The following is an 11,035-nucleotide window of genomic DNA, read 5'->3' on the forward strand; positions in this document are numbered from 1 at the left end:
GTCGGCGGCGTATACCTCGTCGCCCTTCCACACGCACACCAGCGCCCCCTCCACGTCGCCGTCCGCCGAATCGCCCACGTGGACCTCGTACGTCTGCGGCGCGGCCTGGATGCTGTCTTCGTACGTAACGTTCGGCGTGCCGATGTTGCCGGTCGGTATCCGGATGTCGGGGTCGCCGTTGTGGAGGAGCTCGAAGTAGATGTAGCGCATGGTCGTGTTGCTCACGGTCCCCTGCAGCGGGTGCTTGTGCAGCGCCATGAGCTTGCCGGCCTCGTAGACGTCGTTGAGGCCGAACTGGTTGAAATATTCCCTGAAGAAATCGGCCGACGCGCCGGAGGCCGGGTTCCCCGGCATGTACCACCCGTAGCGCGTGTTGCCGGCGAAGCCGACGCCGCCGCCGTCGGGCGCGCTGACGAAATAGGCGGCGCAGTTACTCGCGCTGTCGGTGTTGCTCGGGTAGCAACCCGTGCTGTACAGCACGCCGAAGAACTTGGGATGGTTGGTGAGGTTCCGGAGATTGGAGCTGTAGACGCTCCCCGAGTTCGTCCCCAGCACCGTCGTGTTGCAGTGCATGGCGTGGCCTATGAGCCCCTTACCCAGGTCCATATGGGAGATGAAGTTGGTGGAATTGAAGACGGCGCCGCCCGGGTAGTTATTGTCCCAGAGCTCCGTAAACGTCCAGTGCGACGACGTCAGGTAGTTATCGCGTACGTACTCCATCAGGTACTTCTCGTTGGTCGAGGAGTCGAGGAAGCCGCCGGCGAGGATAACCAGGTTGTGGTAGTCGTAGGGGTTCGTCTCGGTCGAAGCCGCGGCGCCCTCGAAGCACAACGTCTTGTCGATAACCTCGCCCAGGTCGCTCACGCTCGAGACCTGGATGCGCCCTACGTAAACGTCGTACACCCAGTCGACGTTGTCGCCGGGGTACTCGCCCCAATAGCCGTCGCCGTCGGCGTTGAAATCGCCGTCCAGGCAGCCGTAGTAGTTGTCGGTCGGAACGAGGTGGTCGCCTTCCTGCGTCGAGTACCTGGAATCGTACACCTTGCGCACCGGGATGACGGAATCGGCCCCGATAAGGCAAATGTATTGGGTACCTTTATTCTCGTAGTAATCCTTAATGCAGTTGCGGACCTTCTCCGCCGAGTCCCGGCCGGTGTAATTGCTCTCGATAAAGGTCATCGTTACCACCGCGGCGTAAAGGCCTTTCTTGGTCTTCCAGTCCGCCAGCTCTTTCGCCTTGGCCTCGAGCGTCGTGTTCGTAATAATCAGGTAGGGGAAGACGTCGGCGTCCAGCCCGTCGCGGCCATCGAGCAAGCGCACGCCGCTCGGCGACGTCACTTCCCACGGATTGATGACCGTCGCCGCCAGGCTCTCGCGGATGTCGCGGTCCAACCAATCCAGCCGCACTTTGGGGTAGACGTTTTCGGCGGCGCGCGTCAGGTTCAGTTTGAAATCGATTACCGGATATACGGTCAACTTACCCGTCGCCGGGACGTACTGCACCGGCGCCAGGACGACGCTGCCCACGCCGTAGCCGCCCATGTTGCCGCTCTCGAAGGAGTACGCCAACTTGCCGGGGAACGGCTCGTGCGACGAATAGACCGCCGCGTCCGCCGGCGTGGGTCGCGATTCACCCGCGCTTACCGGCGTAGGCTCCTGCAGCGGCATAACGCGGTGCGTACCGGGAAGTACGACCGGTTCGCCGTACGAGACGTCGACCGACGCGATCTTCGTGCCCTTGGGCAACGCTACCGTTACTATAACCGCCGGTAAGTTCGGCTCTCCAGGCTCGCCGGGTAGCACGGTCGCGTCCTTCAAGGTGACGACGTCGTACCCCAGAAACGCCGGGTCGGACGAACCGTTTACCTGGACGTCGACCGTATCGATTTGCACGGTATAGGCGAACGCGGACGCCGCCAAGAATACCGCCAGCCACAGCCCTTTTTTCATTCGACATTCCTCCTACAGCGGATTGAATAAAACCGTTCCGGCCTTATTATGACTTTATTACTCACTTTTCCCTGATACATTATAACACGTCAGGTTAAGCGTGCCAAGGTTTTTTACGCGAAATTATTATACCGCGGCCTGGCCGGCCCGCACCCTAAAAACCCCTTGCGCCGCCCCGCCCGTTTTTATACTATGTCGGCGGAGACGGCAACAGCCTATGACGACGCCGATGCTCAGGCAATTCCGCGCCATCAAAGAAAGTTACCCGGATGCGATAATATTCTTCCGTCTGGGAGACTTCTACGAGATGTTCTACGAGGACGCCGAAGCCGCGAGCGCCCTCCTGGGCCTGACGCTCACCGGCCGCGGCAAGGGCGAGAACCGCGTCCCGATGTGCGGCTTCCCCCACCACGCCGCTACCGGCTACGTCGCCAAACTGCTGGACGCCGGCCACAAGGTCGCGGTCGCGGACCAGACCGAGGACCCGGCCCAGGCCAAGGAGCTGGTGCGGCGCGAGGTGGTCCGCGTCATTACGCCGGGGACGGTGTACGAGGACGAGCTGCTGGCCAGTTCGGAGACGCGGTACGTCGTCGCGGTAGCGTTCAAGCGGAACAGGTGGGCCGCGGCCCGGCTCGAGCTGGCCGGCGGCTCCTTCGAAGTCTGGCCCGCGCTGGACGCCGCGGCCGCGGCGTCGCTCGTCGCGTCGTGGCGGGCGGCGGAGGTGCTGGCCGAGGACGGCGCGCCGCTGCCGGAAGGCCTGTCGGAGAACGACGCGCCGCTGACGTACCGCGAGGCCGTCGACTTCTCGACGGCGGAGGGCGCGGCGCTCCTGCAAGACCATTTCGGCGTGGCCAACCTCGCCGGCTTCGGCCTGGAGGGCGAGGAAGCCGCGGTCGCCGCGGCCGGGGCCCTTCTGCGGTACGCCGCGGCCACCTCGCTCGGGCCGCTGTCGCACATCGTCTCCGTCAAAACGCGCGCCTTCGGCGACCGGATGTACCTCGACGCCACGACGGTGCGCAACCTCGAGATATTCGAGCACCCCGGCCCGGGCGGCGGCACCCTCTTCGAGCTTGTGAACCGGACGCGCACCGCCATGGGCGCGCGCCTCCTCCGGCGCTACCTGGCCGAGCCGCTGCTCTCCAAAGACGCCATCGACCGGCGGCTGGAGGCCGTGGCCGTGCTGCTCCGGGAAAGCGAGGTCCGCCACCGCGTCCGCGAAATCCTCCGGCCTTGCGCCGACGTGGAACGGCTCGCCGGCCGGGTGGCGCTGGGGACGGCGACGCCGCGCGACGTCCACGCGCTGGGGCGCAGCCTGGCGCTCGTGCCCGAGCTCCGGCGGGCGTTGGCCGGCGCCGAAGCGCCGCTGCTGGCGGACGTGGGCCGCGAGCTGGTGGACGTGGCCGACCTGGTGAAACTTATCGCCGACGCGCTCGCCGACGAGGCCCCCGCGACGCTGGCCGAGGGCGGCATCATCCGGCGCGGCTTCCGCGCCGAGCTCGACGACCTCCGCGACCGCTCGGCCCAGGCCAAGGAGTATATCGCCGGCCTGGAGCGCACCGAGCGCGAACGCACCGGCATCACCTCGCTCAAGGTCGGGTACAACAAAGTCTTCGGCTACTACGTCGAGGTCACGAAGGCCAACCAGGACAAGGTCCCGGCGGACTACATCCGCAAACAAACCCTCGTCAACGCCGAGCGGTTCGTAACGCCGACGCTCAAGGAGTACGAGGAGACCGCGCTCTCCGCGGACGAGAAGATAGCCGCGCTGGAGCGGGAGATATTCGTCGAGCTGCGCGCCGAGCTCGCCGGGCACGTCGGACGGCTCAACCGCGTCGCGGCCGCGGCGGCGGAGCTGGACGTGATGGCGTCGTACGCGCAGGCCGCGCTCGAGAACGACTTCGCCCGCCCCGAAATCGTGGACGAGCCGGTGCTCGACGTCGAGGACGGCCGCCACCCGGTCGTGGAACGGTTCTACCTCGACGAGCCCTTCGTCCCCAACGACCTGCACCTCGACGAGAACGAGCGGTTCGTCGTCCTCACCGGCCCCAATATGGCGGGCAAGTCGACCTATCTACGCCAGGCGGCGTTGATAACGCTCTTGGCGCAGGCGGGCTCGTTCGTGCCGGCGCGCCGCGCGACCGTAGGGCCCGTCGACCGCATCTTCACGCGCATCGGCGCCGCGGACGACCTCTCGCGCGGCCGCTCCACCTTCCTGGTGGAGATGACCGAGACCGCCGACATCGTCAACAACGCCACGTCGCGCAGCCTTATACTTTTGGACGAGATAGGCCGGGGGACGTCGACCTACGACGGCCTAAGCCTGGCGTGGGCCGTAGCCGAATACCTGGCCGAGAACACGCAAGGCCGAACGCTCTTCGCCACCCACTACCACGAGCTCGCGGCGTTGGCCGAGGGCGGCGCCGGCGTCGTCAACTACACCGTAACGGTGCGGGAGGCGGGCGGCAAGGTCCACTTCCTGCGGCGCGTGACGCGCGGCGTGACCAGCCGCTCGTACGGCATCCAGGTGGCGCGGCTGGCGGGCCTCCCGCCGGCCATACTCGCCCGCGCGCGCCAAATTCTGGAGGAACTGGAGGCGGGCCGGGGGCCCCGGGCATCGCTCGAGAACTCCGACCAACAGGGCCTGTTCACGCCCCGGCCGCCGATAATCGAGGAGTACGTCGCGGCGCTCGAGCCGGACCGTATGACGCCGCGCGCGGCGCTGGACGCCCTCTACGAGCTGCGTAAACTCCTGGAACGGGAGGCCGGCGAGAAACCGGGCAAGGAGTAGTTGCGCCCGACGTAAATTTATGGTAAATTCCCCATCGGATTCGAGGGCCGGCGACGGGTCGGCCGGCCGGGAACGCCGGGGCGGAGAACCGCCGCCTCGTTTTATTATAGCCCCGGACGACGTGCGCGACGGCATCGTCCGGCTCGCGGGGGCGGAAGGCCACCACGCCAAGAACGTTTTGCGGCTCGGCCGCGGCGACCCGTTCGTCGCCATAGATGGTCGCGGCGTCGAATACGAAGCGGAAGTCGAAATCCGCACCGCCGACGGCCTGCTCGGCAAAGTGCTCCGGACGACGCGTCGCAGCCGCGAGCCGCTGGCCCGGGTAACGCTGGCGCAAGCGCTCCTCAAGCCGGCCGAGCTGGCCGAAGTCGTGGAGCAGGCCACGGCGCTGGGCGTTAGCGAATTCGTATTCTTCGAATGCGCGCGGTCGCAGCGGCGGGAGTTTACGACCCGGGAGATAAAGCACCTCGAGGGCGTGGCGGCGGCCGCGGTCAAACAGTCGCTCCGCGCCGTCGTGCCCAAAATACACGCCGCCAAAACGTTCGCCGACGTGCTGGCGCGCGGCCGCGATTTCGACGTCGCCTTCATATGCAAGCGCGACGCCGACGCCCGGCCGTTGGCGGGAATCGTCGGCCGCGGCAAACCCGGGCCCAGCAGGTTCCTGGTGGCCGTGGGGCCGGAGGGCGGGTTCGACGCCGACGAAGAAAAGCGGGCCGCGGCCGCGGCGTTCAGGCCGCTGGACCTCGGGCCCCGGCGCCTGCGGGCGGAGCTGGCGGGGCCGGTAGCGTGCACGTTGATATTCTACGCCGCCGGCGACCTGGGCCCCGTCCGGCCCGGCGGAGGGTAAAACTATGGAAGAGTGCATATTCTGCAAAATAGTCGCGGGCGAACTCCCGACGGAGCCGCTGTACGAAGACGACGTCGTCGTGGCCTTCGCCGACGTATCGCCTATGGCGCCGGTGCACGCGCTCATCGTTCCCAAAAAGCATCTCGCCAACGTGGACGAGCTTAGCGACGAGGACGCGGCCGTGGCGGGCCATATGATAATGGCGGCGCAACGGCTCGCGCGCCGGCTCGGCGTATCGGCGTCGGGCTACCGGCTGGTCATAAATACCGGCGCCGACGCGACGCAAATCGTTCCCCATCTTCACGTACATCTGTTGGGGGGCCGCCCGCTCGAGCCCCGGCTCGGCTAGCGGCATTTCGACCAACACAATCGGGTGTGAATAGCGATGAAACGAATTAGCATGACGGTAACGAAGCGCGAGGCCACGGAAAAACGCCACGGCCGCGCGATGAGGCGCCAGGGGTTGATCCCGGCCGTGGTCTACGGGGCAGAGGGTCCCAACGTCCCGGTAACGGTGGAAGAGAAGGACTTCCGGGCCTCGCTGCGCGCCGGCTCGGCCAACGCCATCCTCGAGCTGGCGGTAGAGGGCGACGGCGAAGAGACGCTCGCCATTATCAAAGAGATTCAATACGACGCCCTGGGCGACGAAATCCATCACGTGGACTTCCTCCGGGTGACGGCCGGGAAACCCATCCAGGTTACGATACCCATAACGGCCACCGGCCATTCGGAAGGCGAAAAAGAGGGCGGCGTCGTTGAATACTTGACGCGGGAAATCCGCGTCGAGTGCCTGCCGCACGACATCCCGGAGAACGTTACGTACGACCTCTCGGGGCTGGAGCTGGACGAATCGATGCACCTAAAAGACGTCGCGCCGCCGGCGGGGGTTACCTTCCTGGACCCGGCCGACACGGCGCTGGTCGTCGTCAAAGCGCCGCGTATGGCCCGCGCCGATATAATCGCCGAGGAAGAGGCCGCCGCGGCAGCCGCGGCGGAGGCGGAGGGCAAAGAGGGCGAAGCCGCCGAAAAAGGGGAGGAGGAAGCTCCCCCGCCCGCCGAGGAAACCTCCTCCTAATAACTACGGCGCGGACGGGCGCGCAGCGTCGTGGCCGGACCTAACACTTACGCCGTATTCGGCCTCGGGAACCCGGGCCGGCGGTACGCCGGCTCGAGGCACAATGCCGGCGCGATGGCGGTCGACGTCCTCGCCCGGCGCCACCGCATTCGCCTGTGGCGCCGCCGCTTCCAGTCGGCGTGCGGCAAAGGGCGCATCGCGGGCCGCGACGTCTGGCTCGTGAAGCCGCGGGCCTATATGAACCTGTCGGGGTACGCCGTGGCCGCCGCGGCCGAAGGACTGAAGCTCGGCACGGGCAACATCCTAGTAATATCCGACGATATTGACCTACCGCCCGGCAAGATAAGGTTGCGCGAAAAAGGCTCCGCCGGAGGCCACAAGGGCCTCCAGTCGATAATAGACGAACTGGGCACGCAAAACTTCGCCCGCCTACGCGTAGGCGTGGGTGCTCCTCCCGGCGACGACGCCGCAACGTACGTGCTGTCGCCGCTCGAGGAGGCCGACGCCGTAGGCGCCGCTTTGGAACGCGCCGCGGCCGCCGCGGAAGCGTGGCTCGCCGAGGGGGCGGCCCGGGCGATGACGGCCTTCAACGATTAACGCGGGAGAGTACTCGTGGACATATCTTTCTCTTTGGGTGGCGCCGGCCTGGCGCTGGTCTTCGGCTTTTTAAGTTTCATATCGCCGTGCGTGCTCCCGCTCGTGCCGGCGTACCTGTCGTACATATCCGGGCATACCTTCGAGGAGCTCACCGGGAAGGAGCGCCGCGGCCAGATAATGCTCAATACGCTCCTGCACGCCGCGTTCTTCTGCCTGGGCTTCACCGTCGTGTTCCTGGCGATGGGCATAACCGCCACCGAGCTCGGCTCCTTTCTCCAAACCCACAAGATGCTCTTCAACCAGATCGCCGGCATTATCATCATCGTCCTCGGCTTTCACATGGTAGGCGCGTACCGCATAAAATTTCTCCTTATGGAAAAGCGCTTCGAGGGCAAGAAGGGACGATGGGGCATCCTGGGTACGTTCGTCGTCGGCCTCGCGTTCGCCTTCGGCTGGACGCCGTGCATCGGGCCTTTTCTGGCGGGCCTCCTCTTCCTGGCGAGCAACCAGCATACGGTTTGGCAAGGGTTCTTCCTGCTGCTGGTATACTCGTTCGGCCTCGCGGTCCCGTTCCTGCTGGCCGCGGTCGCGGTGAACTCGTTCCTCTCGGCGTTTCAAAAGGTAAAGCGACATTTCCGTACTATTGAGGTCGTGGGCGGCATCCTCCTGATCGAGTTCGGCCACATAATATTATTCAACAAGCTCGGGTGGCTCGCGGGAAAACTCGGCTTCGTCAACTTGGGCTTCTAATAAACGCGCCGCTGGTCGCCATATTTAAAAAAAACCGCCACTTCTGGCGGTTTTTACATTTAGTTATTCGCCAGATAGTTATGGTTTACGTACGCTTTAAACCTGGCCATATCCGCCAAAATCGGCGGCCAAGTGGCCGGCTATGCCAAAACGTAAAAGGCTTAAATTGTTAAATAATAAACACGTTGTGCAAATGGCGTGCTTTTTGCTAGTTTAATTAACACACAACGGCATACTCATTTTTTATTATAAATACTACCGACGCTTAGGGAACAAAGGACCAAAGAAACCCCTCGGCGCGTGTGGTTGTGCTTTTTTGGCCGTTGCCGAGGCGACCGGGTACAAAGCGGGGTACTGTTTACGCGGAGTCATGACGAGGAAAAAGGCGGAGCGGCTTTTTTGCCTGGCGAGTATTTTGAGTACCGATAAGGGCTATCGCGCGGCTGAACTGGCGGAGACGTTGGGCGTCTCCGAGCGGACCATCTACCGCGACGTCGTCGACCTCTCCGACTTAGTACCCATATACTACGACCACGGCTACCGCGTTTTGCGCGAGGCGCGCGCCGGCGACACGGCTTTTACCCGAAGAGAACTGCTGGCGATGAAACACGTCTTCAAAACGATGGAGCTGATCGGCGGAAGCGGTTTCTTCACGCCGGCCATGCGCGCGGCGCTGAGCAAAATCGAAAACCGGATATCGCACGCCTCCAGCGGCGGTAACGGCGACAACGGCTAGTACGCGGTATTAGTTGCGATAACGGCGGTTCTACCGGGACCGGATAGCGGAGGTTTATTAGGCGAAAGGGCAGGAGCGGTCCAGGTCGGCTTGATTTACCTGACTAAGCAAGAACGGCTCGTCTTTATATTTTTAGCCGCGGCGCTCGCGGTAGGCGCCGCGGTTAAAGTATTGCGGGGCGAGAGGGCGCCGCCGCCGCCGAGGCCGCTCGAGGCGGAGTTCGACCTCGCCGAGGTTAAGCCGCCGCCGTTCCCGGTAAAAGTCGACGTCGGCGTGGATATCAAGCCGATCGAATTTAAAATCGGCGCATTGAGGAATGTCAAAGTCGATTTCTCCGGCGCGGGCGGTACGGACGCCTCCTGGTATTTAAACAAAGACGGGATCCAAAACGACCTGACCGTTTTCCTCGGTACCCGAAAACACAAGGGCGTCAAAACGGTTACCGCCGAAGTCTCGGCAATTTGGCAATACAAACCCGGGAAGCTCTCCTCCTCTGAAATCCACAGTGACTGCGCGACGATCACGATCTACCCGGAATAGGCCCCGCTCTATAACTGTCGGGTAGCGGGTATGCGGCTATCGCCGCGGAAGACACCCGTTGAAAACGCGGGGCGAAACCTGGCAGCAGGTATTGCTGGTAGCACCGTGGGTAAATAAAAATAAGTTATATGAATACCCTATACTACGGCGATAACCTTGACGTTCTCCGGCGGTACGTTGCCGACGAGTCGGTGGACCTCGTCTATCTGGACCCGCCGTTCAATAGTAACGCCACCTACAACGTCCTATTTGGCGAGCAAAACGGTTCCCGGGCGGCGGCGCCGAAAAAGCCGAGTAACGGCGGCGATTAGGATATGGTAGTTAAGCCTTAACTGAGGCGGTAGCGGAAATGAGTAAGACATCGAAATTGGTTTTAATAATAACTGTAGGAACGGTAGCGGTCTTCGGTCTCCTTTGCTTGGCCGCGGGTTTGACACCGATAATCGTTATGGGGCCTAAAGCGTGGTGGGCACAATTTTCCGAAGAGTACACCGCGACAATTCCCGTCGCGCCGGTGGAGTTCCGCCTTCACGAATACGAAGTAGGTAAATACCCGTTGGATATTACGGACGTAAGGTGGAAAAGTGGTCTTTTAGAAGATTCCGTTGTTGGTAAGGTTATCAATAACGGTGACCTTAGGTATAATAGCATTACAGTTACAGTGTTCACGCAACACCCTAACGGGGAACTTAAAGGTATAGCTTATGACACCACGACCAGATTGGCACCGGGAGAGACGTGGGAATTTAATTGTTCTATATCCCGTCCCTGTAAGGTGGATTTAAGCAGGATTTTAATAAAAGCCGATTGATTTTAGGCTTTTTTCCGTCGCGAAGGCGCCCTTAAACCGCGAAATAAATTACCGTCCCCACGCACGTGGGGGTGAACCTTAACAATAACCGTCTCAACGCGGAGGTAAAAGGATGGCGCTATTCGCTGACTTCCTGGCTGTGATCGTAGCGGTATACGTATTGTTCCGTTGCGTCGACATAGCCTCGAATTGGTTCGTAAAAATCGCAAAAGGTACGTACATGGAACGTTCGGCCAAAATCGTCCTCGGCATCATCAACATCATGCTCGCCGGCGTTACTTTCGTATGGGCCGCATGGTGGTTTTATAATATGATAAAAGCCGGGATCGAGATCGGGAAATCCTTAAGTAAGTTTTAAATGCCCCGCGCCGTCTACATCTACATCTTCATGCGCGGCCGCTACTCGTGGCTCGTAGGCCGGGTCAAGGCGACCCGGCTAGATTCGTCTTTACGGCAGCCGGTAAGGCCGCTAAAAGCCGTCAAACCCACCACAATCCCCGCAGCTACGTGCAGTTTTAGGTAAACTTGTTTCATCTAACCAGCCAGGAACGGCTCGTCCTTATCTTCCTCGTCGCGGCGCTCGCGGTAGGCGCCGCGGTTAAAGTATTGCGGGGCGAGAGGGCGCCGCCGCCGCCGAAGCCGCTCGAGGCGGAGTTCGACCTCGCCGAGGTTAAGCCGCCGCTCGAGGCTGCGGCGTTGGCCGAGGCGGCCGCCCCCGAAAAAATCAACGTCAACGCCGCCGACGCCGCGGCGCTGTGCGCGCTGCCGGGAATAGGGCCCGCGTACGCGGCGCGCGTCGTCGCGTACCGGGAAAGCCACGGCCCGTTCGAGAAGCCGGAAGACCTGGCCAAAGTAAAAGGTATAGGCCCGGCGACGGTCGAAAAGATCGCGCCGTATATAACGTGCGCAGCGCCGGAGTAGCAAAAGAAAAGCCGCCCGCG

General features: G+C 62.7%; 12 protein-coding genes and 1 pseudogene. 12 read left to right on the plus strand and 1 reads right to left on the minus strand.

Going from position 1 to position 11,035, the window contains the following annotated elements:
* Positions 1–1,950: C25 family cysteine peptidase (locus tag VMX79_08110; protein HUV87063.1), on the minus strand; the 1,950-nt coding region annotated here is incomplete at its 3' end.
* Between the two features lie 217 nt (positions 1,951–2,167).
* On the opposite strand from VMX79_08110, the gene mutS reads away from it, so the two are divergent.
* From mutS to VMX79_08170, 12 genes and pseudogenes are all read left to right on the plus strand, one after another.
* Complete coding sequence (mutS, locus tag VMX79_08115; GenBank protein HUV87064.1) at positions 2,168–4,738, plus strand: DNA mismatch repair protein MutS; 2,571 nt, start codon at positions 2,168–2,170, stop codon at positions 4,736–4,738.
* A 19-nt stretch (positions 4,739–4,757) separates the two neighbouring features.
* Positions 4,758–5,585: an RsmE family RNA methyltransferase gene (locus VMX79_08120; GenBank protein HUV87065.1), complete on the plus strand. Its 828-nt coding sequence runs from the start codon at positions 4,758–4,760 to the stop codon at positions 5,583–5,585.
* A gap of 4 nt (positions 5,586–5,589) precedes the next feature.
* On the plus strand, positions 5,590–5,934 hold the full coding sequence (locus VMX79_08125; GenBank protein ID HUV87066.1) for a histidine triad nucleotide-binding protein: 345 nt from the start codon (positions 5,590–5,592) through the stop codon (positions 5,932–5,934).
* 36 nt (positions 5,935–5,970) lie between these two features.
* Positions 5,971–6,660, plus strand: coding sequence for a 50S ribosomal protein L25 (locus tag VMX79_08130; protein ID HUV87067.1), 690 nt, complete (start codon positions 5,971–5,973; stop codon positions 6,658–6,660).
* A 30-nt stretch (positions 6,661–6,690) separates the two neighbouring features.
* Complete coding sequence (gene pth / locus VMX79_08135) at positions 6,691–7,257, plus strand: aminoacyl-tRNA hydrolase (GenBank protein ID HUV87068.1); 567 nt, start codon at positions 6,691–6,693, stop codon at positions 7,255–7,257.
* A 15-nt stretch (positions 7,258–7,272) separates the two neighbouring features.
* Entirely contained in the window at positions 7,273–8,007 is a 735-nt protein-coding gene (locus VMX79_08140; GenBank protein ID HUV87069.1) for a cytochrome c biogenesis CcdA family protein, read from the plus strand.
* A 370-nt stretch (positions 8,008–8,377) separates the two neighbouring features.
* Entirely contained in the window at positions 8,378–8,743 is a 366-nt protein-coding gene (locus VMX79_08145; GenBank protein HUV87070.1) for an HTH domain-containing protein, read from the plus strand.
* A gap of 90 nt (positions 8,744–8,833) precedes the next feature.
* Positions 8,834–9,283 carry a hypothetical protein gene (locus tag VMX79_08150; protein ID HUV87071.1) on the plus strand — a complete coding sequence of 150 codons (450 nt, stop codon included), beginning with the start codon at positions 8,834–8,836 and terminating at the stop codon, positions 9,281–9,283.
* A gap of 128 nt (positions 9,284–9,411) precedes the next feature.
* A pseudogene (locus VMX79_08155) lies at positions 9,412–9,534 on the plus strand (modification methylase).
* 98 nt (positions 9,535–9,632) lie between these two features.
* Positions 9,633–10,094, plus strand: coding sequence for an FxLYD domain-containing protein (locus tag VMX79_08160; protein HUV87072.1), 462 nt, complete (start codon positions 9,633–9,635; stop codon positions 10,092–10,094).
* 112 nt (positions 10,095–10,206) lie between these two features.
* Positions 10,207–10,452 (plus strand): hypothetical protein, encoded by a 246-nt coding sequence (locus VMX79_08165; protein ID HUV87073.1) that lies wholly within the window; start codon positions 10,207–10,209, stop codon positions 10,450–10,452.
* Positions 10,453–10,619: 167 nt separating this feature from the next.
* Positions 10,620–11,015, plus strand: a complete 396-nt coding sequence (locus VMX79_08170) for a helix-hairpin-helix domain-containing protein (GenBank protein ID HUV87074.1) — start codon at positions 10,620–10,622, stop codon at positions 11,013–11,015.
* Positions 11,016–11,035 lie beyond the last annotated feature (20 nt).

Source organism: bacterium, assembly GCA_035529855.1.
Lineage (GTDB): Bacteria > RBG-13-66-14 > B26-G2 > WVWN01 > WVWN01 > WVWN01.

Bases quoted from the DNA above. Each gene is read 5' to 3' on its own strand.
- VMX79_08165 (HUV87073.1), top strand. From the start codon at position 10,207: ATGGCGCTATTCGCTGACTTCCTGGCTGTGATCGTAGCGGTATACGTA.
- VMX79_08125 (HUV87066.1), top strand. From the start codon at position 5,590: ATGGAAGAGTGCATATTCTGCAAAATAGTCGCGGGCGAACTCCCGACG.
- VMX79_08160 (HUV87072.1), top strand. From the start codon at position 9,633: ATGAGTAAGACATCGAAATTGGTTTTAATAATAACTGTAGGAACGGTA.
- VMX79_08145 (HUV87070.1), top strand. From the start codon at position 8,378: ATGACGAGGAAAAAGGCGGAGCGGCTTTTTTGCCTGGCGAGTATTTTG.
- VMX79_08120 (HUV87065.1), top strand. From the start codon at position 4,758: ATGGTAAATTCCCCATCGGATTCGAGGGCCGGCGACGGGTCGGCCGGC.
- VMX79_08130 (HUV87067.1), top strand. From the start codon at position 5,971: ATGAAACGAATTAGCATGACGGTAACGAAGCGCGAGGCCACGGAAAAA.
- mutS (HUV87064.1), top strand. From the start codon at position 2,168: ATGACGACGCCGATGCTCAGGCAATTCCGCGCCATCAAAGAAAGTTAC.